The following is a 22,866-nucleotide window of genomic DNA, read 5'->3' on the forward strand; positions in this document are numbered from 1 at the left end:
ATCAACGCCATAAAGTAGGATTGATATACAACTGGAGTCAGCATACCATTTTGTAATCGTTTACATTTGTTTAAATTATTAATTTTATGTATGAGGAGAATGAATGAGTATGGTATTTAATGGAAGGAAGACTCGGAATCATGTTGTTACAAAATGCATAGCACTTGTGGTAGCATTTTGCCTTGCTGTTGGGGGTGTTCCTGCAGGAACTGTTTTATTAAAGACTGTCAACGCTGCGCCAGTGGCTTCAATCTACGTTTCGACAAATGGTAATGATGCTAATCCTGGCACAGTATCACAACCACTTAAAACGATTGAAGCTGCACGTAATATGGTGGCAACAATGAACTCAAACATGACTGGTGATATTCATGTATATATAGCATCTGGTACATATGTTCAGTCACAAGCTTTAAATTTTACACAAACGGATTCAGCTACAAATGGATACCACATTGTTTACCAATCCTATAATGGTCCAGTTAACATTAGTGGCGGAAAAAAACTTACAGGTTGGACTCCATTTGCAACAGTAAATGGAAATACAATTTATTCAGCGTCTTTTAGTTCTCCTGTGGACACTCGTGAACTATATGTTAACGGTGCTTCTGCAATTCGCGCTCGAACACAAGTTACTTCAACAGCTACTACAACAGCACTAGCTGGTTTTACTTTCACTAAACCAACTTCACAATCAGATACAACAGTTGGTATAACTGGACCTAGTGCAATGGCAAGTTGGGTAAATCAAAATAACATAGAAATGGTTTTTAGAGGCAGTAACTGGACTAGACCACGTGTAGGTGTTAGTAGTATTACAACAGGTACTCCTAACGCAAAAATCAATATGCAACAACCAATGTGGTTTTTTGCAACAAACAAAGGCGCAACTTCTGTTGCTGCAGCTCCACTTTGGGTTGAAAATGCTTATGAATTACTTGACGATCCTGGTGAGTGGTACTTAGATAAAACAGGCGCAGTTGGCTCAACATACGGAACAACTAGTCATCCAGGTGCATACACATTTTATTATACGCCAAAAGCTGGCGAAGATATGTCGACAGCTAATGTAGTTGTACCAACAGTAGAAAAGCTCGTTAATATTCAAAGTAGTAACCCTGACACTCCTGTTACTGGGATTACTTTCCAAGGTATTGACTTTAGTGATGCTACATGGTTAGGTCCAAATCAAGCTGGCGGACACTCTGACGGACAGAATAACTATCTTCGTAATTTACCAAATGCAGCATGGACAGACAAGGCAACAGGCGGTAATATCGTACTAACATTAACAAATGATGTTAATTTTATGTCATGTAAATTTTATAACTTCGGTAATGTTGCCCTGTATTTATACCAAGGAAACTCATATAACAAAATAATTGGCAACCATTTTTACAATTTAGCCTCAGAAGCCATTCAAATTGGTGACGTAGATTATACGGACCCACATAACTTTATGTTGCCACAGTTTAATAGTAATATCGTAGGCAATAGCACAGGAAATGTTGGTGTACCAGGCTATTATGACCAAACTTCATGGGATTATAGATATTTACAACATGATATTAAAGTTCAAAATAACACGATACATGATATAGGATTACAGTATTTTGGCGCATCAGCAGTCGGTGCGGCAATTATTCAAAGTAGTGATTTCTCACATAATGAATTATACAATCTTCCATATTCTGGTTTTCACATTGGGTATGGTACCACTTCATATCCAGGCAAAGCTTCGCCATTTGGCAATAATACCATTCAATACAACTATATTCATGAAGTTATGCAAGTCACTATGGACGGTGGAGCCATTTACGCAAATGGTCCTCAAGCTGCAACAAGCGGAACCAGCGGTTGGGACGCACAAACCATTATTAGTGATAACTATATAAGAAATCAAGCACAAGAGTTTGCATCACTATATTTAGATGACGCTGCTGATTACTATAATGTATATAATAATGTTATGGTAAATGTTTTTTCTTCTTATATGGCTAAGCATGTTCAAAATAAAATTCATAACAACTATTCAACTCAAGCTGCTGGTAGCAACAGTGCGAGCATTTATGAATCAGGTGTTGCAACATTAACAAATAATTTTGATAGCCTTCCTGAATCACAATTTCCACCAGAGGCAATAGCAATTGAGCAAATGGCAGGTGTACAAGCTCAATATGTGACATCTGGCACTACTAGCCCAGTTATTTCTAATCAACCTCAAGCATTAACTACAAGCTCTGTAACAGTAACACAAGACCCATCTGATACAAATATTACTCCATCTTATCCAGTTGGCATTACTTCATCTTTAGCAGGTGTAACAAACAGCGATTCAGTAAAGTTGTACATTAACAGTGCTTCTCTCGCTAATAAAACAATTTCTGTAATAATTGGCGGACAAACTTTAACTGCTATAGCAAATGCTAGTGGTAACGCAGTGTTTCCTGCTGTGACAGTCGGTAGTTTTCCGAATATTCAAACAACTTATGGTGCGTCAGTATATACAAACTTTATTAATGTAATGAGTACAACTACAACTGCTAATACCTTTACAGTTGGGTGGCAAAACGCATCTGGAACAGTGATTGTTTCAGCACCATGGACATATTATGCTTTAAATACAATTTTTAAGTTGGATTTGAGCAAATATCAGCTTGGTGCAATAACACAATATTCCAATAATCCAGATGGTAGCTTAGTTACTATAACTTCCGCCAATGGTTCTATTTCTGTGGTAAATGATGGCACTGGTAGAGCTATTCAAATCTACAAAGCAGCTAGTAGTCCTGGAAATGTGGGTTTGAACTTTCCTGTTGATGCTGCTGGAAGCAATATTATTGAAGTAAGTGCAGATATTAAACAACCAAACACTAGCACCACTAATTATTTACTTGTTGCGCAGAACTATACTACTGGCACAGCTCTTAATCAATTTGTCCACTTGGATGAACAAGCTGGAAATGTTGCCTATTACTCTTCAAATGTTGGTACTAATGCTTTAACTAAGTTAAGTCAAAAATACTTAGCAAATACATGGCATAACCTAAAAGCTGTTATTAATACACAAACAGGGACTTTTGACTATTATTATAATGGAAAACTCCTTCAGGCTGGAATTACCAATAGAATGTCTAATATTGGTGATGTTATTACAACTTTGCAAACAATAGTAACAAATAATGCAAATACGGGTGCTCAGTCGTATCTAATAAGAAATATGACATTACGTACTGATGCGGCTGCGCCTACTTCTGTTAACAGAGCTGCATTACTAAACAGACTTAATTACGCAAACAACACGCTTAAATCTACTGACTATACGAATTGGGCAACAGTTAGTGGTCAGTTTACAGCTATTGTAAATGATATGAGCAATAGTAGCCTAACTGCGGGGAGAAATCCTGTTACACAATCTATTATTGATAGTGACCTTGCAAATTTAAATAGTTCTATTGCTGCGCTAATTGCATCAGGTACTGCACCAACACAAACAACCCTTAAAACAGCAATAACAACTGCTAAAACTAAAAATCCAGATGGTTTTACGGTAGACAGTTTTAATACATTCCAAGCAGCTCTTGATAATGCTATGCTTGTTGATTACAATCCAAGTTCAACCGCACAAGATGTTAGAGATGCAAAAAATACTTTAACAACTGCACAGACTGCACTTGTTGCAGCAACAGCGCCTACTGGAAGTGCTGATATGACTGCATTTACAAACGCTGTTAATTCTTATACATCAAAGTATACTGCAAGTGATTTTACACCAGTAAGTTTCACACCATATCAAACGGCGCTTGATACTGCAACTACTGACTTAAATAATGGAAGTTTGACACAAGCTACTGCAGATCTTGATATTCAAAACCTTAAAGCAACAGAAAGAAACCTTGTAGCAAATGTTAATACACAAGCATATATTAGCGGTTTAATTGCTCTTTCTTCAAACTATATTCAGAATAATTACACAGGTCAAAGTTGGTCAGTATTCCAAAATGCTGTAAATGAACTAACTGCCGTAAATGCATCATTTGACCAAACAAATGCAGATCATGCAGCTGCAAAATACGCAAAAGCAAGAACTCAACTTGTAGGAATCGACAAAACAGCTCTTAACACAGCAATCACAACATTTGACTCATTAACAGCAAGCAATTACACACCTGCAACATGGGCAACTTATGCTTCTGCTGTACAAAGTGCTCGGGCAGTGCAAAGTGACCCTTATGTATTGCAGTCAGGCGTAACTGCAGCTACAACCGCAGTTACTAATGCTAAAACAGCATTAGTAAATCAAACAGTAAGCAAAACAGCATTGTCTGCTGCAATCAGTTCTGGCACAACAACTAATACAGGTTATACACCATATAGCTGGGGAGAGTATCAGACAGCATTGGCTCTCGCAAACGCAGTAATCGGTGACCCCAATGTTAACCAAACAACTGTTGACTTTAAAACTTCAGAGATTAACAGAACTTTTGCTGCATTAACACTCATTCCAGCAGTTAGACAATGGACTGTTCAGTATGTTTTACAAAATTCAAATGCTAATATTTTAACCAAAGTTGCTAACGGTTCGCAAATTGGCGCAACTTTGCCAACTAATCCAACAGTATCAAATGCAACCTTTAAGGGTTGGTATGATAAAGCAGTGGGCGGAAATCCAGTTAACGCAACAAAAGTGATTACATCAGATACTGCAATTTATGCTCAATGGACTAATGTTACGGTTAATTTCTACCAATACAAATCTAATGCACCGGCTGAAGGTACTTCAATGCCAGTTAATATAACAGGTACTTATGCTACAGCAATGGGCTCGTACACAGCAGATTCTGGTACGATAATACTATCGAATGCAACAACAAATCCAACAAAAACAGGTGTAACATTCCTTGGGTGGAGTCCATGGATAACAAAAGCTGGTGTTCCATCTGGTTCCTTGCAAATGAACGCAGGCTCAATATTGCTTCCAATTTATTCAAATATGTTTGCAGTATGGGGACTTGCCGTTAATTTCAATGCAAACGGTGGCACAAATACGGGTGCAAATACCGTTTATGTTTCACCTAATTTCAACACATCTGGAGGAATAGATGGGACAGCGCTTTCTGTATTCAATATACCAACAGATCCAGTACGTACTGGATATAAGTTTAATGGTTGGTATACAGCAACTTCTGGCGGTACAAAAGTTAATACTACCAATAAAATAACAACAAATGGAACCAACTATTATGCTCAATGGACACCTGTTTATACGATCACGTCTAGTGCTGGAATCAACGGTTCGATTAGCCCAAGCGGCAGCCTTAAGGTGACAGAAGGAACACCTCAGACGTTCGCGATCACGCCGAACAACGGTTATAAGATCGACACGTTCACGGTAGACGGTACGGATACGACAGTAACGAACAATACGTACACGTTCACCAATGTAACTAGCGATCATACGATCAATGTCACGTTCAAGCCAATTGTTCACACGATTACGGCAACAGCGGGCAGTAACGGTTCGATTAGCCCAAGCGGCAGCGTTGCGGTGAACGAAGGAACAGATCAGACGTTCACATTTACGCCAGACAACGAATATATGATTGATACGTTGATCGTAGACGGTACGAATTTTACAGTAACAAGCAACACCTACACGTTTGATAACATTACGAGTGATCATACGATCCAAGTTACATTCAAGCCACTGCCTCCAAATGTTTATACAATTACGGCAACTGCAAGCATTGGCGGTTCGATTAGCGGTGATGTAACTGTAACACAAGGAACTTACGCAACATTTACCTTCACACCAGATAGCGGTTATTTGATTAATACCTTAACTGTAGATGGAGTGAGTGAAACGGTAACAGGCAATACGTATACATTTACTAATGTAACCAGCAATCATACGATTCATGTAACCTTCTCGCCAGTACCGCCGACGATCTACACGATCACGGCAACAGCTGGTAGCAACGGTTCGATTATCCAAAGCGGCAGCGTTGCTGTGACAGAAGGAACGGCTAAGACGTTCACGATTACGGCGAACAACGGTTATATGATCGACACGTTCACAGTTGACGGTACGGATGCGACGTTAACAAACAATACGTACACTTTCTCTAACGTAACAAGCAATCATACGATCAATGTTACATTTAAACAGATTCCGATTGTTCCTATTCCAACACCAGATCCATCTGACAAACCGAAAGATAAACCTAAAGATCCAAAACAAGTCATCGTACCGCTAGATGATTTGAAGAAATCCACGGATGATAAAAAAGTCGTGATCGAGGTTACCAAAGATGTGAAGGAAATTGTACTTCCGTCCAACACAGCTGAATTGCTAGGTCAGAAACAACTTTCGATTTCTTCGGATAATCTCACGATGAATGTTCCATCAGATCTGCTCAAGCAATTGGTAGATTCGGCAACAAATGATGACAAGAAGAACAATAAAATTGTCGTCAAAGTTGAACCATTAAATGATGCTGCGGCTCAAGATTTGCTTGCGAAAAGCAAGATTTCCAAGCAAGATCAAGTGAAAACTGGCGGTCAAGTTTTTGATTTGAAATTGTTGCTTGTCTCGCAAGACGGGGCTGAAACGAGCTTAAGCAAATTCAACAAACCGATTACAATTCGTTTAAAAGTAAGTCCTACAGCTAAACCGAATTTAAGCGGCATTTACTACATTGGTGATAATGGAGAGCTTGAATTTATTGGTGGAAAATTTGAAAATGGCGAGTTTGTTGCTGAGATTCATCATTTCAGTAAATACGCCGTTCTCGAGTTCACGAAAACGTTCACTGACGTTGCTTCCACGCATTGGGCTTACGGTGCTATTCAAGAAATGGCGTCCAAACATATTGTAAACGGCACATCGGAAACAACATTCGAACCTGGCCGTGAGATTACTCGTGCGGAGTTCACAGCGATGCTCGTTAATGCGTTGAACCTGAAGGATACAAGCGCATTGACGTTTGCTGACGTATCGAGCAAAGCTTGGTATGCAGATGATGTTTCCAAAGCAGTACAAGCAGGCATTGTAACTGGTAAAGATGCGAACACATTCGATCCGAACAGTTCGATCAGCCGCGAAGAATTGGTCACGATGATGATGCGTGCTTACGCTATGCTGCATGCGGATAAAGTAATTGCATCTGGAACGCTAACGTTCAAGGATGCAAGTAAAGTTGCTTCATGGTCACTGGCATCCGTTCAAGCTGCTGCATCCCTGCAGTTAATCAACGGACGTACTGCAGACGAGTTTGATCCGCAAGGCATCTCGACTCGCGCAGAAGCAGTAACGGTTTTGAAGCGTTTGTTGCAATAATAAAAAAATTACCTAGTAGCAAGACCTTTAGCCTATCGCGTAAACAGAGAAATCATGAGCAAACTGGAGAAATGACACTCAAACCGTGTTGTTTCTCTTTTTTTTGTGAATATGCACACTTTTCTTTAAATCGTACAGTCATTAAAACAAGAAAATAGAATTGAACAGTGGTGGAAATTAGGGCTAGATGAGAAAATTGGCTTGCATGTAGTACTGCTAAGGCAAAGAGAATAGAAGTCTTAGGACTTCTATTCACTTTTTTGCGCTACGTATGGCGAGTCAGATCGTTTTATGACCGAAGAATTGATTATTGCTTCGCAATCGCTTGCGGGGCTAAATTTAAAGCAAATTCAGTATGAAGCACTTTTCAACAGGAGAGGAGATACCTAAATATGAACATCCTAACAGATCAGATTTGGCGGGAAATGTGGGAGCAATATGGCAGCAAGCTGAATGTAGTGAATGGTCTAGTGAACACTGGCAAGCCAGGACATACTGCGGAGGCTTCCATGGCTCTAGAGGCGCATTGCGGTAGAACAACTGCAGCTTATTATGTTGTTGGTACAGCTTTAGGTGAGCTGGATGAGAAGCAAGGCTTGCATATTCTACAAGCACTTGCAGAATTGCAATTTACCGACAGGCAGAAACCGCATTATGGAGCCTTTCGCTGGTATCGGGAAGAGACACGGGTCAACGATTCGAATGCAGCATTTTTTATTCTCATGCCGCTTGTCGTGCTAAGGCTTTACTTGGAAGATCGTGTGCCTGCGGCTCATCGGGAGGTGCTGGATCGCATGATGGATCACGGCGCTGTCTGGTTTGAGCAAGAGTTAAAGGATCCAATTTTCTATTATACAAACAAAATCGTGAGCGACGGCGCGCTATTACTGGCGATTGCGCGAATTCGCAGCTTGCCGCATTGCGCTCAAGCAGGCATTGCTTTCTTCGAGCAATGGCTAGATTATACGCATCAAAGAGGCTGGGGCTGGGGAGAGAATATCAGCCTGATTTATATTCAGATCACACTGAATGCACTGCGCATTGCAAATGTATCATTGTCAGCTGATAATCGCGATTTGCAGGAGAGCATTCAATCCGTGATGGAAGGTTTAGTGGACTATGTTCGTTTCCATGATGGATTCGAATTCGTTCCTGCGATCCGCAGTTACAATACACAAGGTGAGCTGCATCCGAGCAGCCTGATGTGGAGGATCGCAGGGTTGGGAGTGCCATCCTCGGTGGAAGCAGAAACAGGTGGAAGTCTATGGAACGGTCTGTCTTATCTGTTGTTTGAAGAGGAACTCCAGAAGGAGAGCCAGGTCTCGAAGCTGCCAATCCCACGAAGCCATGCAGAACGAATCATGGATTCGAGCTGTGCAAACACCTGGATCGGCGTTACTGGTAGACTTGGCAGTGTTAACCGGTTCCCGGTCATTGCGGGATCTTATCAATGGCCGACTTGGGGCCTTGCTTGGCAATCATATCCGGTATCGCTGGGGGTAGAAGGTCACCAGGTTTCTTATCTTCGCTGGTATGCACATGATGGTGAACGTGTAAGAACACATCCAGCGTCTTACCAGAAAGCTTATTTAGGTCCAGCGCTGTTCAAGGAATCGTGGTATCCCGATACCCAGCTCAGGTCGGCTCAGCAGAACCACGCGGTGTTGGTTGTGCGGAGCATGAGCCGAATTCATAACGAAGCAAGCGAGCTTGCCGATGAGTGGGTTGTGAATGGTTGGTCAGGGGAAGTGCGCACAGTAGCTGGCGCTGATGGACGCCAATGGACCATACTCCAATATCCGCATTCGGCCGTACTGATCACACCGCTGCAGGGCATTGCATTTGGTGAGGCAGCTCGCCAAGTACCTGTGATTCATCCCGTTTTGGCCGGAGACACGCTCCGATTAAGGCAGATATTATATGCAGGTGAAACGAAGCTGTTACAGCAGGCAAGGTTGGAAGTAGGTTGGGCGATATATTATGCAGAAGGCGTTAATAGCATAAGTAAAGCAACGGCAGTTGCAGCTCGATTAAAGCTTGTAGAGGCTTCTTATAAAGACGGAGAAGTTCCACGAGACAGTTACATGGAAATCAGAAGTACAACGTTATTTGAAGGAGACACGAAGCTGGCAGAGCTTGTAGTCGACCCCCATAAAATTGAAAGCGGTGAAGCGTAATGCATACAACAATCGATCTTAACAAAATGGAAACCCACGCAATCATTGAAAAAGTCATTGGGCAGCTCAAGCATTTGCAAGGCGGCGCTGTAGAAGAAACGTGCCCGATCGGTATTATTTCTATGGAGAACTGGGAGTGGCCGCAAGGTGTAGGACTATTCTCCCTTTACTTATATTATCGCCAGACGACAAGACAAGATATCAAGCAGTATTTGATAGACTGGTTTGATCGCAGAATTGCCGAAGGACTTCCTTCCAAAAATGTTAATACGATGTGTCCGATGCTAACGCTTAGCTTCCTCGCCGAAGAAACGGGGCGCGATGATTACATGGCGCTCTGTCGTGAATGGGCCGAGTATGCGGTGAAGGAGATGCCAAGAACGGAAGAAGGCGGCATTCAGCACGTTGTATCGGGGCATTTGAATGAAGGCGAAGTGTGGGATGATACGCTATACATGACCGTGCTGTTCGTTTGCCGCATGGGGCTGCTGCTGAATGAGCAATCTTTTATTGACGAAAGTGTGTATCAATTCCTGATGCATCTCAAATATTTGACCGACCGCCGCACGGGACTGCTGTTCCACGGTTGGACCTTTAACGGTCGTCATCACTTTGCTGAAGCGCTATGGGCTCGCGGTAATTCCTGGTACACGGCAGGGCTTGTTGATTATTTGGAGATGATCGAGCTTCCAAAACCGGTTGAACGACTGCTGCTCTCCGCTCTGGAGCAGCAAGCGTCGAAACTTGCCGAGCTGCAAGCCGCAGACGGTATGTGGCATACGCTGTTGGACGATCCGAATTCCTATACGGAAACATCGGCCACGGCTGCTTTTGCCTACGGTATCTTGAAGGCGGTAAGAAAGGGCTACCTGCCTGAGTCTTACAGAGCAGTCGGCTCTAAGGCGTACGCCGCTGTCGTATCTCAGATTGATGCGGAAGGCGTTGTGAACGGTGTATCTTACGGTACAGGAATGGGTCGCACGCTGCAGGAATATCGAGACATTCCAATTTGCCCGATGCCGTATGGTCAATCCATGACGCTGCTCATGCTGACAGAGGGATTGGAACACTAAGATGATGCTGATTCCGCGCTTTCGACGCTAGAGAAATGAAGGTGAGTGTAAACATGGCAAAGGAATATTATGACTTACAAGGACAAAAAGAGAGAGCAGACCAGATTCTTGGTCTGCTCGTCCGCTATCACTTGCAAGATTTCAATGAAGCAGGCCATTATACAGGCAAGGAGCCAATCGGTGGAATCAGGGAGAAATTATGGTTTGCTTACGCTTTTCTTGCTGAGGGCTCGGAGCGCGCCTGCCTGATCGGAAACGCCATTATTGAGTTAAGCCAATATCAACACTGCCATTTTTCTCCTAAGATCGCGATACAAATTATTATGAAATGCGATAGGATGCTAACCGACGGAGCAAGAAGTAGGCTATACGCATATGTGGAGGAATCCATCGACGAATGCGCCTTGGAAGAGATGGACTTTGTTGGCGTCAATGACAATTTTCCTTGTATGAGCACTTTCACGACGCTGCTCGGCGGCAAGCTTCTTTCGCGACCTGATATGATCAAAATTGGCATCAAACGCTTGTATCAATTAAAACAAATGCTTACTCGCAGGGGCTTTGTCAGCGAATTTAACAGCCCTACCTATACGGTTATTCAGCTTGAAACATTGGCGGATATAGCAAATTTAGTGGACGATGCGGCGTTAAGAGACATTGCCTTGCAATGCGAGGAACGCATATGGGCCGATCAATTCGCCCGCTGGCATCCATCTACTTCTCAAATTGCAGGACCCTATTCTCGTGCTTATACGGCTGATTCCACTGGACATACGCAGCAAGCAGCGATCTATACGGTGCTTGGCGATCTGATGCCTGTCAATCCTTACAATACATTATTTGCTTCCAAAGATGGCGCGGAGGGATTTGAGACCCATCACAATATGGCGTTTCAACATATGGCTGTTGCAAGCTTTGTGAATACAACATTCCATTGCCCGGTAGAGATTGTTAAGCATGCGTTGAACAAGACTTATCCATACGAAGTTACTGGCACAGCAGAATTCTCTTCCTCTTCGGATGAACACTCCTGGGAATCACCTCAGGATCCGGTATTAGCGGATGACATGGTCGAATATCCAGCAGTTGTAGGTAGCAATACGACCTATATGACGGAAGATTACGCGCTGGGTACATCGACACATGAGTTTCATAACGGAGTGCAAACCGACTCTTTTCACATGCTGCTGCGCCGTAATCCTCATGCACAACCTTCGCTGCACAATGCCCGAGCGGTATACGCCAAGTTTACCGTGAATGAGAAAAAGCCCGGCCAGATGAATACGTATGAACGGATGTCGTGTACTTCGCCGGAGTATTCGTTGTGGGATGAAGGGCGGAAGCTGGCTTTCCAGCACAAGCAGACAGCTATGGTGCTTTATAAGCCGAAGCGGTTTGGCCGGTTGCAGGTGACGAGCCTAAAGCTGACGGTCCTTTTACCTTGTCCATACAGCGAGCCTGACGAAATTTGGCTGGGGGATCGGAAGCTGGAAGATTTGACGGGAGAAAGTCTGGATCCTTGTCCTGTGTATGTCAAAGACGGCGCCGTTTATATGGCGTTTCATCCGCTATTGCTTACCGATCATGGCAGACAGGCCGCTGTCAGAGTTGAAAGAGTAAATGGTTATCTGACGTTGTCCTTCTACAACTATGAAGGCGATGCACGGGATTTTGATCCGAAAACATTCGTGTTAACGGGTAATGGTTTCGTCGTGCAAGTTTCCAGCGAAGTTGAGTCAGGGGGCTTTGAAGCGTTTCGTGAGTGGGCTAGTCAAGCGCAGATTGAAGACAAAAACTTATCCAGCCCGCACTCCCGCCGAACCGTGCTGAGACGTACGACGTTTAAGTCAGAAGGTGTAGCACTCGCTTGTGAATATAGCCCGATCAGCGAGGGAATCCGCTATATGGAGGTGAATGGGCAAGCGTTAGCGAATGAGAAGCTTGCCATTACCGGGTATGATGTGAGCAGACTGCCGTTTATGTAATTGGTACTCGCAACCAATGTTAGGGAGGAACCCAAGATGAAAGACAAGATGAAGTTACCTGATTCCTTGCACGATCTGCGTTTTGTGAAGCCGATTAGGAAATGGGATGAGGCACTGCCGCTTGGCAACGGTTTGACAGGCTGTCTCATCTGGGGGGACGGAGCTCCGCTCAGATTCAGTCTGGACAGAGGAGATTTATGGGATAAGCGGCCTGCGAAGGAGACGCTTGCCGAAGATTACAACTATACGAATTTAATTGAACTGGTGCAAAAGAATGATCATGAGGGCAGTGTCAAGCGATTTGAACAATTCTATATGAATCGTGCTACGCCTACCAAACTTCCAGCTGGCAGACTTGAGCTTAATTTTGGCAGGCCCGCCGATCACATTGAAAGTCATTTGCAGCTATACACGGCGACAAGCGAAGTGAAATTAACATTTGGTGAGCAGCGTGTGAGCGTAAGTTCCTATCTCCATGCGAATCAATCTTGCGGTTTTATCCGCATTTCAGGAACAGTTTCTCTGCCAGAAATTCGGGTCATTGCGCCAAAGTATGCTGATGAGGAGTCTGGAAGCGAAGCGAAACCGACATCGTTATTGAAAATGAGTCTTGCTTTGCTCGGATATTCTCCGGCTGTCATGGTAACACACGGCCAGTTGAGCTGGTTTCACCAGCAAACTTCGGATGACTCCTCTTACGCAGTCGTCATGGGACAATCGATGATCGATGCACAAACCATGGAGATTGCATATATGGTAGCATCGAGCGCAGATGGGTCCGAGTGGTTGGAAGATGCAAAGCGCAAGGTGCTCGAAGCACTAAAGTCAGGCTTTGAGGCATCCGCAACAAGCCATCGCGCATGGTGGCACACATTTTGGTCCAAAAGCGCTGTTGCGCTTCCTGATAAGGAATGTGAGCGTATGTGGTACTTGGCCAATTATTTCCTCGGCTCCTGCTCGCGCAAGGGGGCTCCGCCAATGCCGCTGCAGGGTGTATGGACGGCCGATCATGGATTGTTGCCGCCGTGGAAAGGTGATTATCATCATGATTTGAATACGCAAATGAGCTACTGGCACTACATGAAAGCGAACCATCTTGAAGAAGGAGAAAGCTTCATAGATTTCTTATGGGACTTGATACCTCAGGGTCGAAAGTTTGCCCGAGAGTTTTTTGACGCACCTGGCGTCTGTCTTCCATCAGTTATGAGCATTGACGGTCAATCACTTGGCGGTTGGGTGCATTACAGTACGAATCTGGTCAATCAAATGTGGCTTTGTCAAGCCTTTGATCACTACTGGCAATACACAGGAGATCAGGATTTTCTTCAAAATAAAGCCTACGTGTATTTCAAGGAAACGGCAAGCTGCATTAGGCGCTGGCTGAAGCCGGGAGATAACGGAAAGTTGGTATTGCCGCTTTCCAGCTCGCCAGAAATTCATGATAACAGTCTGAAGGCGTGGCTGCGTCCCAACAGTAACAACGACTTGGCTTTGCTGAGATATTTTTTCGGCACGTTGGCAGTATGGGCGGAGCAGCTTCAATACGAGGCGGAAGCTGCGGAATGGCAGCTAGTACTTGAGCAGTTGCAGGAGCTGGCTGTGAACGACAAACATGTGCTCATGCTCAGTCCCGATGAATCCCTTCAAGAATCACATCGGCATTTATCCCACGCAATGGCCATTTATCCGTTGAGGTTGATTCAATACAACAGCTCAGAGCGGGAACGGCAGATCATCAATGCAACTATTCTTGATTTGGAACAACTGGGCAAAGGGGCTTGGGTTGGATTTTCATTCGCTTGGATGGCTAATCTCTACGCTATTCAGGGCAACGGAGAAGCTGCTCATTGCCAGCTAAAACTATTCTGGGAGCATTTGTGCTCGCCAAACGGCTTTCATTTGAACGGGGATTACAACAATCGGGGAATTACCGCATATCACGGGCGCCCTTTCACACTTGAATCGAACATGGGGGCGGCAGACGCCCTGCAGGAGATGCTGCTGCAAAGCGACAAGAACATTCTTAGGTTGTTCCCTGCGATTCCGCAGCAATGGCGCGAAGAAGGTGCAAGCTTCTCGCAATTAAGAGGCGGCCAAGGCGTATTGGTGTCAGCCGAAATTCGTGAAGGACGTCTCGCGTTCGTGGAGCTTGTCGCGGAGCGGGAGGGAACGATTCATCTGCAGAACGATTTTGGAACAGAGGAACTCGATTTTGGTCCGTCATGTGACTGGGTGTGCACGAATAATATCATAACAATCAAGTTGTACAAAGGTCAGCGCTGCCTGATTGCTCGCCACTCCAGTTAGACCATTACACCGAAATTATAGTATAAGGGGTTTTGTTCATGCATACTTTGCAGACAATTGCTAATCTAGAAGCTGGCAAAAGCCAGTGTATCATTACGTATGGAACGAGCTTGACCGATGGAGCAGCCTGGGTGGAGGATATGAACACCCAGCTACAGGAGCGCTATCCGGGACTTGCGACGGTCATCAACAGTGCGAAAGCCGCCATGTGGTCGCAGTGGGCGATCGACAACTTAGCAGAAAAAGTACTGGCTCATAAGCCTGATTTGGTATTTATCGAATTTGCTATCAATGACTCATATCTGCCGTATGAAACGACCATTAATCAATGCAGAAGCCGTTTAGAATCCATGATTGATCAAATTGTTGAAAGTAATCCTGCTTGTGAGATCGTACTAATGACCATGAATCCTCCTGTAGGAGGTTCGCTGGAGGTACGACCTGTTTTTAATGATTATTACGATGTATACCGTCTGGTTGCCAAGGAAAGAGAACTTCCTTTGATCGATCATTATGAAAAATGGAATTCGATTTTACAACACAATCCAGAGCAGTTTCATCAGTGGGTACCGGATACTATTCATCCGATTCCTGAGGGTAGCCTGGCGGTTACGGCAAAAGGAGTCCGCGAATTGCTATTTAAGTAGTATTTTTTTAGCCGAACCTACTTGAATTTATCAACTGAAGTGAGTATGATATAACTGAAATCTGAAATTTCAGATTGCCCTGCTTAGTGTGAAAGGGGGGAGCGTATGTACGAATTAGAGCATACTGAACTTTCAGAGAAAGTATATCATTTACTTAAGAAAAAGATTTTAAACCGTGAGTTTGTTGGTGGGCAAAGATTAGATATGAATGACCTATCGCAAAAAATGAACATCAGTCGAACACCACTGAAGGATGCGGTCAATCGTCTGGTTCTTGAAGGTTTAATGGAAGTAAAGCCTCGGTCAGGGACATTTGTCGCGAGTTTAAACATTTCGGATATCGAAGAGGTTTCTGAAATTCGCTTAATGATTGAGCTGTGGTGTGTGTCTCATCTTACGGAGTTGAAAGCGCAGAAACTTGCTGGAACACTTGAAGAAATCCTTGAAAGTTGTAAAGAGACATTGACTGTAGAGCCCTTTCTTTTTGAAAATTTTCTTGAATTGGATGTTAGATTCCATCATGAAATTGTTCAGGCTGTGGACAATGAGCGTATGCTGGAGCAGTATAGGTCCATTAACAGTTTTCTGCATGCTGCAAGGATCTATTTCTTTCAGAGCTATGAACGTTCTTATTCGGGTCATGACGAACACATTGCGATTTTCCAGGCAATAAAGCGTTACGATTTACAAGATGCCTGTGCAAAGCTTGAAGAGCACATTCGGAATAGTAAGATCAATATGATTGATCACTTAAGTGAAAATGGAGGGGGCTTATAACGAGTTCCCTTTCTATTTTACTCAAAACTGAAATTTCACATTTCACATTTCAACTACATTTAATAGAGGAGATAATAAGATGAACAATACTAGAGCGACTTCTATTGCAGGATACGATTTCGATTTTTTGGAGCAAAAATTATACTCGGCGGTTATTGGCGACATTTTGGATGATTTAGGCTATCGCAATCAAACCTTTGGTGCAGGACTACGCTTGATTGATCCCAATCTAAAAATAAGCGGCCGTTCTTTCACCGCACAAGCTACCAAGGTATTTAACATTCCAGCGGAGCCATACAAGTTGCAAATGGAAGCGATCGACGCAGTTTCGCATGGTGAAGTGTTTGTCGTTTCTACTGGGGCACCTGATGAGGCTGCTTTCTGGGGTGAGTTGATCTCTACAGCATGCCGAGCACGCGGCGGCAGAGGCGCTATTGTTGATGGTTTAAACCGTGATACAGCTAAAATTTTGGAGATGAAATTTCCTTTGGCCGCAAGAGGTCAGGTACCAACAGATTCGAAGGGGCGAGTAAATCTAATTAATTATCAAGAGCCGATTGAGATCGACGGCGTACGCATCCATCCTGGGGATTATGTGTTTGCGGATATCGACGGTATTGTGTTTATTCCACAAGCGATTGAGGAGGAAGTGATTGTGAAGTCGCTAGAAAAGGTCGAAGGTGAGAATTTGGTAAGGAAGGCCTTACAGGACGGCATGCTATGTACGGAAGCTTTTAAAACTTTTGGGATTCTTTAAAAGGACTTATTCAATTCATTTTAAAAAGAGGGGCGTTCTCATGAAGCTAGGTCTTGGTTTATATCGCGATCGATTGACGAAAGATAATTTTCAATTTGCCAAGCAGGCCGGGTGTACCCATATCGTTGCTCATTTGGTGGATTATTACAATGGCGTCGAAGGTTTGCCTTCTACGGATAAAGACCGTAACATGGGAATTGCAAGACCCAACGACGATGTATGGTCATACGAAAGCCTGCTGGCATTAAAGAAATCTATGAATGAAGAAGGATTAGAATTCGAGGCGATCGAAAATTTCAGTCCTGCTGATTGGTACGATATCCTTATGGATGGCCCGACGCGAAAGGCACAGATCGAAAGCTTGAAGATGATCATTCGCAACGTAGGAAAAGCTGGAATTCCGATCATTGGATACAATTTCAGTATCGCTGGTGTTTGGGGACATGTAAACCGTCCAGTGGCACGCGGAGGAGCTGTTACTGCAACTTTCAACCTCCAAGAAGGGCCAGAGGAAACGCCGATTCCGAACGGGCAGATTTGGAATATGACGTATGATTTTAACGCTCCAAAAGGTTTCATACCTCCGATTTCCTCGGCTGAGCTTTGGGAGAGATTAGAGCGATTCCTTAAAGAGCTCATTCCCGTAGCAGAAGAAGCGGGAGTACGCTTAGCCGCTCATCCAGATGACCCTCCTATGCCGACGATCCGCGGATATGGTCGCTTGGTGAATCAGCCTCATTTGTATCAAAAGCTGCTTGATATCGTTCCTAGCCATAGCAATGCTTTGGAATTTTGTTTGGGGACATTACAAGAAATGACCGAGGGTAACGTCTATGAAGCCATCGACCAGTACAGCAAGCAAAATGCGATCGGATACGTACACTTTCGTAATGTAATCGGCAAAGTTCCGAACTATCAGGAAGTATTCGTGGATGAGGGCGATATCGATATGATCAAGGCGCTGCGTATTTTTAAGAAAAATAAGTTTGATGGTGTTTTCATTCCAGATCATACACCTCAGATGACGTGTAAAGCACCTTGGCATGCAGGGATGGCGTATGCTTTAGGATATATGAAGGCAGCACTTTCCATCGTAAATAACGAATAATAGTTTGGAGGAAATCGCATGTTTACGGATTTAAGTGGGAAAGTAGCGGTGATAACGGGTGCTTCCAAAGGAATCGGTCGCGGGATTGCAGTTCGCTTTGGACAAGAGAAGATGAAGGTCGTCGTTAACTATCATCACGATTCGGAGAAAGCCGAGGCCGTGGTGGAAGAAGTGAAGATGGCCGGAGGAGAGGCTATTGCTGTTCGTGCTGATGTTAGCAAAGAGGATGACATCAAACGACTCATTGACACGGCCGTCGAGACATTCGGAAGCCTTGACGTTCTTGTTAATAATGCGGGGATTCAAACGACAGTTCCCTCCCACGAGTTAAGTTTGGAAGATTGGCACAAAGTCATGGATACGAACTTAACGGGCGCTTTCGTTGGTTGTCGTGAAGCCATCAAGTATATGCTGGCACATAACATTCAAGGGAATATTATTAATGTGTCGAGTGTCCATCAAAAAATTCCTAAGCCTTTCCACGTTCATTATGCCTCAAGTAAAGGTGGATTAAGACTGTTGACCGAGACGCTTGCACTCGAATATGCCCCACACGGTATTCGCGTCAATACGATCGCGCCAGGCGCCATTGCTACACCTATGAATGAGCATATTCTGTCCGACCCCGAGCAAAATGATGTTGTACGTTCACTCATTCCAATGAACCGTATAGGTGAACCGAAGCAGATTGCATCAGCTGCTGCATGGCTAGCTTCAGAGGAAGCAAGTTATGTCACCGGAGTCACATTATTTGTCGATGGTGGTATGACGCTGTATCCATTTTTCTTGAAGGGGTAAGATGTAAAGGGGGAAGCACGTTGTCTAGTTATAGATCTCAACGAAATTACGGATGCCGGGTTCATGATCAATACCGTTATTTCGACATGCGAACCGTTGTTTTAGAAAATGAATTGGTGAGGATATCCATTTTGGTGGATAAAGGCACGGAGATATTCGAGTTTCTGTATAAGCCGAAGGATCTTGATTTTATGTGGCTAACCGAAAACGGTGTGCAAAATCCGAGTGCGTATTTGCCGACATCGCCTGATCCGATTTCTACCTTTATTGACTACTATCCAGGCGGTTGGCAGGAGATTTTCCCCAACGGCGGTCCGACAAGTACGTATCTTGGCGCACAGTTTGGACAGCATGGAGAAGTGGCCCACATGCCTTGGGAGTATAGCATCATTGAAGATACGCCTGCGCGTATATCTGTTCAATTCCGCGTCAAGACGAAGAAGCTTCCTTGTCAGCTAATCAAAACCCTAACATTAGAAAGTGGATCTTCTTCTCTCCTGATCGAGGAGCAGCTAGAGAATTTGAGCGACGTTCCGTTGCGATACATGTGGGGGCAGCATATCGCTTTTGGTAAACCGTTCCTGGCACCAGGGTGCAGGATCACTGTACCAGATAATGTGAAGGTCATGACGGATTCACGCACAGGAGTGACATATGATTGGCCGGATGTTGCCGCAGTCTCGGGGGAAGTGATCGATTTCTCCGAACTTCCAGCTAAAGGCACCCCTTCAGAGATGATGTACCTGACAGGCTTTGGAGAGCAAGCATGGTACAAGGTTGAGAATAATGAGCTCAGCATGGGCATGCATGTCGAATGGGACGGAACTGAGATGCCGTACTTATGGTACTGGCAGGAATACGGGGCAACCGAAGGTTATCCTTGGTTTGGACGGCATTACAATATTGGCTTGGAGCCGTTCTCCAGCTATCCGACTCTCGGACTTGAAGAGGCTATTCGCAACGATAGCGCGGGGGCAATCGGTCCTAGAGAAACTAAGACATTTCGATTGAAAGCGTCGCCTTATCAGATGGGATAAATGGGTAAAGAGGGACAATAATGAAGAAAAGGGTACTCGAATATGTTGGTCTTGATCAATTCCCTTACGATTTAGTATACCGTAGAACAACCGAGAACGGCTTTGATATGTTTCACTCTCATCAAGGACTGGAACTGTACTATTTACATCAGGGCATAGGAGAAGTGATTGTTAATGGGAGTAGGTTTCCGCTGTGTGGAGGGACGTTACTTATCTTTCAGCCATTTCAATTGCACCGTATTCGGATGTTTCAAGAAGAGTCCTATATTAGAAGTTATCTTATACTAGAACCAAGTTTTATAGAATCTTATTTAATGCCATTTACTTACTTGGGGTCTTTTTTTAAAAAACTGTGTACAGAAGATCTGTCAATTCCTTATATGGAGGGGCTTACGGAAAATCATCCATTTGTGATGTTACTTCGGGAGCTTGATCAGTCACTTATGGTATCAAAATCCGATCGGATTCGGATGCAAGAGACCTACACGCTTTCCGTAATAGGTATACTTCAACATTTACAACAATACCTTCCACAAAAACCAATGAGAATGGAGAAAAGTATAAGAGCACTTTCTCATTCGGAGAAAGCAATCGCTTGGATAGAATGTAATTTAGCTAAGGAATTCCGAATTGAATTGCTGGCCAATGAGCTCCATCTAACCCCCAACCATTTGTCTGTGGTTTTTCATAATGAAATTGGATGCACGGTAGGAGAGTACGTTACGGCGCGTCGCATTCATCACGCTCGTAGGCGTTTAATGGAGTCGGATGATCAAGTACAGGAAATTGCCCTGCAAATCGGAATACAGAGTGTATCCTATTTCTGCAAGTTGTTTAAAAAGCATAGTGGAGTCACACCGTATCAATTTCGGAAAAAAGAGTATAAAAGACTGATGTGAAACAACGCTCTTGCGGTCAGCAAGAGCGTTGTTTCACATCAGTAAGAATCAACGTTATCGATAGAACTTGGTATATTCGCCTTTTTTCCAACGAGAGTCCTTCGAAACTGGAGTTTGTCCTTCACGTGGATGAAGCGTTAGCCAGTCTTCTTCGTGACTGCATATAGATTCCCATATCTCCTCAGTCTCTTCGTAACTAATAAATTGTTCATCACAAGCTGCTGTCATTTTCTCACGGAGATTGTGAACTATTTCTGTCAGAGATGCTATGCAGTAATTCACAATCAATTCGCCGTATGCGGAAGTAGCCTGACCAGCACTTGAGTGGAGAGCGAAACTACCGCCCATACCAGGAACAGTCTCAAAATGCTTTAACTGTAAATTTATTAAATCAGGACGCATGTACATGAGTGTGGAAATTTCGTATTTTCCTGCATGATCACCCTGGAATTGCTCCGCAGCTAAATCAAAGTCGGTACCAAACCAGATATAAAAATCGAGGTTTTTCATTATGGCAGCGCATACTCGCTTTAGATCGTCGGGAAAGGCTCCACCATGGCCAGACAAAACAACGGCCGATCTGAATCCAGCGTTATAGAAAGCGCGAATTTGATAGAGAAACATTCGAAAGAAAACAAATGATGGTATTGAAGTCAATCTAGGATTTGTGTTACCTACGTGATCCTCCAGAAAGCGGGCAGATGATCCTTGTTCATGAATATGGTAGGCCGAGGTCGGTGCAACAATTCCGCCTGCGCGGCGAGCAGTTTCTATACAGATAAATTCTGCCTTATAGGTATCTAGTCCGAATGCACTTATATGACCGTGCGGTTCGCATAATCCAAGTGGAAGATAGACTATTGGACATTGGTGAATAGCTTGATGAAATTCGGAAGGGAACATTTCTGACCAAAGTACTTTTGTTGCATTTTCCATATTGAGCCCCCTTGTATGGGTGTTACATATGTCTTCTAGCATGATAAAAATTTCGTATCCAGCGGTGTTTATAGCAAAGTTCCTCAAATATGTCCGTAGGAAGGGGAACTTTACTAGCTGAGGAAATATTTTGTATGGCATGCTCGTGCACCTGCATGGATGCAATGGCCGTAGTAACGCCTGGATGTTGAATAGCGAAACGAATGGCAAGCTCTGCAAGAGAGTCTGCATACTGAGGAATATAATTTTTTAACCGATTTACTTTATCGATGTAAATTTGTCTCGGAAGAACATCAAAGTATCCTTTCCGGAAATCATCATCAGGAAATACCATGTTTTCCGTAAGAAAACCAGTTAAGCCACCTTCATCAAGGATAATTCGAGCTATAAATGCGACATTGTTATTTACGCATTCTGGTATTACCGCATCTAATGCAGTGGAATCAAAAATATTAAATAAAGCTTGAATAGCATTCACATGGCCTGAACGAATAAGTGGAATTACAAGATCATGACGATGGTCGATTGCGGAGATACCAATATTACGAATTTTTCCTTCTTCCTTTAAGCGAATTAGCTCCTCCATCCAATAATCACTTTGATCCCAGAACGGCCAGTATTTATGGAGCTGTAATAAATCAACGGACTCAACCTGTAATTCTTTAAGTGATTCTTCAAGGCTAGCACGAATTGTACCTAAAGGATAAGCATGTTCTACGGCGTGGGGTTGATGCCAGGCAGCTCCAGGATTGTTAGGATTACCTGGTAAAGCAGCGGCTTTAGTTGCCAGAAAGGGCTTCTCTCCAGCCCATTGCTTAAGAGCTTTACCGATCAATTCCTCTGAACGTCCGTAGTTTCTAGCCGTGTCTATAAACGTAATGCCTTGTTCCAGTGAGAGTAGGAGAGAACGGATCATCGTTTTATCATCTTGTGCACCAAACATACCACTTAGACCCATGGCTCCGAAACCCAGTTTTGAGATACGCTGATCCGTTCCTGGAAAATTATTATATTTCATTCTACCGA

14 protein-coding genes are annotated in these 22,866 nt (G+C 43.7%); 12 read left to right on the plus strand and 2 right to left on the minus strand.

The genetic code is table 11. The features are described 5' to 3' along the window. Nucleotides 1–103: 103 nt before the first annotated feature. The 12 genes from AC58QO_RS09460 (at nt 104) to AC58QO_RS09515 (ending at nt 20,904) form a co-directional block, all read left to right on the plus strand. Nucleotides 104–7,339: an S-layer homology domain-containing protein gene (locus AC58QO_RS09460; RefSeq protein WP_497265041.1), complete on the plus strand. Its 7,236-nt coding sequence runs from the start codon at nt 104–106 to the stop codon at nt 7,337–7,339. A 392-nt stretch (nt 7,340–7,731) separates the two neighbouring features. Continuing rightward, the gene (locus AC58QO_RS09465; RefSeq protein WP_497265042.1) at nt 7,732–9,516 is read left to right on the plus strand and encodes a hypothetical protein; all 1,785 of its coding nucleotides are present in this window, start codon (nt 7,732–7,734) and stop codon (nt 9,514–9,516) included. Continuing rightward, nucleotides 9,516–10,589, plus strand: coding sequence for a beta-galactosidase BglB (gene bglB, locus AC58QO_RS09470; protein ID WP_497265043.1), 1,074 nt, complete (start codon nt 9,516–9,518; stop codon nt 10,587–10,589). The genes AC58QO_RS09465 and bglB overlap by 1 nt, the downstream gene beginning before the upstream one ends. A gap of 53 nt (nt 10,590–10,642) precedes the next feature. Then, nucleotides 10,643–12,574 carry a DUF8769 domain-containing protein gene (locus AC58QO_RS09475; RefSeq protein ID WP_497265044.1) on the plus strand — a complete coding sequence of 644 codons (1,932 nt, stop codon included), beginning with the start codon at nt 10,643–10,645 and terminating at the stop codon, nt 12,572–12,574. Nucleotides 12,575–12,610: 36 nt separating this feature from the next. Continuing rightward, nucleotides 12,611–14,881: a glycosyl hydrolase family 95 catalytic domain-containing protein gene (locus AC58QO_RS09480; RefSeq protein WP_497265045.1), complete on the plus strand. Its 2,271-nt coding sequence runs from the start codon at nt 12,611–12,613 to the stop codon at nt 14,879–14,881. 38 nt (nt 14,882–14,919) lie between these two features. Next, nucleotides 14,920–15,528: an SGNH/GDSL hydrolase family protein gene (locus tag AC58QO_RS09485; protein ID WP_497265046.1), complete on the plus strand. Its 609-nt coding sequence runs from the start codon at nt 14,920–14,922 to the stop codon at nt 15,526–15,528. Between the two features lie 105 nt (nt 15,529–15,633). Further along, nucleotides 15,634–16,305 carry a GntR family transcriptional regulator gene (locus tag AC58QO_RS09490; RefSeq protein ID WP_497265047.1) on the plus strand — a complete coding sequence of 224 codons (672 nt, stop codon included), beginning with the start codon at nt 15,634–15,636 and terminating at the stop codon, nt 16,303–16,305. Between the two features lie 79 nt (nt 16,306–16,384). Continuing rightward, nucleotides 16,385–17,062 (plus strand): RraA family protein, encoded by a 678-nt coding sequence (locus AC58QO_RS09495; protein ID WP_497265048.1) that lies wholly within the window; start codon nt 16,385–16,387, stop codon nt 17,060–17,062. Between the two features lie 40 nt (nt 17,063–17,102). Next, nucleotides 17,103–18,170, plus strand: a complete 1,068-nt coding sequence (locus tag AC58QO_RS09500; protein WP_497265049.1) for a mannonate dehydratase — start codon at nt 17,103–17,105, stop codon at nt 18,168–18,170. 18 nt (nt 18,171–18,188) lie between these two features. After that, nucleotides 18,189–18,968, plus strand: coding sequence for a glucose-1-dehydrogenase (locus tag AC58QO_RS09505; protein ID WP_497265050.1), 780 nt, complete (start codon nt 18,189–18,191; stop codon nt 18,966–18,968). A gap of 20 nt (nt 18,969–18,988) precedes the next feature. Further along, entirely contained in the window at nt 18,989–20,005 is a 1,017-nt protein-coding gene (locus AC58QO_RS09510; protein WP_497265051.1) for an aldose 1-epimerase, read from the plus strand. Between the two features lie 20 nt (nt 20,006–20,025). Continuing rightward, nucleotides 20,026–20,904, plus strand: coding sequence for a helix-turn-helix domain-containing protein (locus AC58QO_RS09515; protein WP_497265052.1), 879 nt, complete (start codon nt 20,026–20,028; stop codon nt 20,902–20,904). 54 nt (nt 20,905–20,958) lie between these two features. Here AC58QO_RS09515 and AC58QO_RS09520 read toward each other — a convergent pair whose 3' ends face one another. Both AC58QO_RS09520 and AC58QO_RS09525 read right to left on the minus strand, forming a co-directional pair. After that, entirely contained in the window at nt 20,959–21,840 is an 882-nt protein-coding gene (locus tag AC58QO_RS09520) for a creatininase family protein (protein ID WP_497265053.1), read from the minus strand. 22 nt (nt 21,841–21,862) lie between these two features. Further along, complete coding sequence (locus tag AC58QO_RS09525; RefSeq protein WP_497265054.1) at nt 21,863–22,858, minus strand: aldo/keto reductase; 996 nt, start codon at nt 22,856–22,858, stop codon at nt 21,863–21,865. Between the last annotated feature and the right edge of the window lie 8 nt (nt 22,859–22,866).

The sequence above is a fragment of the Paenibacillus sp. J31R30 genome, assembly GCF_059692115.1.

Coding starts and splice junctions, on each gene's coding strand:
- AC58QO_RS09460 (WP_497265041.1), top strand. CDS start 104: ATGAGTATGGTATTTAATGGAAGGAAGACTCGGAATCATGTTGTTACA.
- AC58QO_RS09465 (WP_497265042.1), top strand. CDS start 7,732: ATGAACATCCTAACAGATCAGATTTGGCGGGAAATGTGGGAGCAATAT.
- bglB (WP_497265043.1), top strand. CDS start 9,516: ATGCATACAACAATCGATCTTAACAAAATGGAAACCCACGCAATCATT.
- AC58QO_RS09475 (WP_497265044.1), top strand. CDS start 10,643: ATGGCAAAGGAATATTATGACTTACAAGGACAAAAAGAGAGAGCAGAC.
- AC58QO_RS09480 (WP_497265045.1), top strand. CDS start 12,611: ATGAAAGACAAGATGAAGTTACCTGATTCCTTGCACGATCTGCGTTTT.
- AC58QO_RS09485 (WP_497265046.1), top strand. CDS start 14,920: ATGCATACTTTGCAGACAATTGCTAATCTAGAAGCTGGCAAAAGCCAG.
- AC58QO_RS09490 (WP_497265047.1), top strand. CDS start 15,634: ATGTACGAATTAGAGCATACTGAACTTTCAGAGAAAGTATATCATTTA.
- AC58QO_RS09495 (WP_497265048.1), top strand. CDS start 16,385: ATGAACAATACTAGAGCGACTTCTATTGCAGGATACGATTTCGATTTT.
- AC58QO_RS09500 (WP_497265049.1), top strand. CDS start 17,103: ATGAAGCTAGGTCTTGGTTTATATCGCGATCGATTGACGAAAGATAAT.
- AC58QO_RS09505 (WP_497265050.1), top strand. CDS start 18,189: ATGTTTACGGATTTAAGTGGGAAAGTAGCGGTGATAACGGGTGCTTCC.
- AC58QO_RS09515 (WP_497265052.1), top strand. CDS start 20,026: ATGAAGAAAAGGGTACTCGAATATGTTGGTCTTGATCAATTCCCTTAC.
- AC58QO_RS09520 (WP_497265053.1), bottom strand. CDS start 21,840: ATGGAAAATGCAACAAAAGTACTTTGGTCAGAAATGTTCCCTTCCGAA.
- AC58QO_RS09525 (WP_497265054.1), bottom strand. CDS start 22,858: ATGAAATATAATAATTTTCCAGGAACGGATCAGCGTATCTCAAAACTG.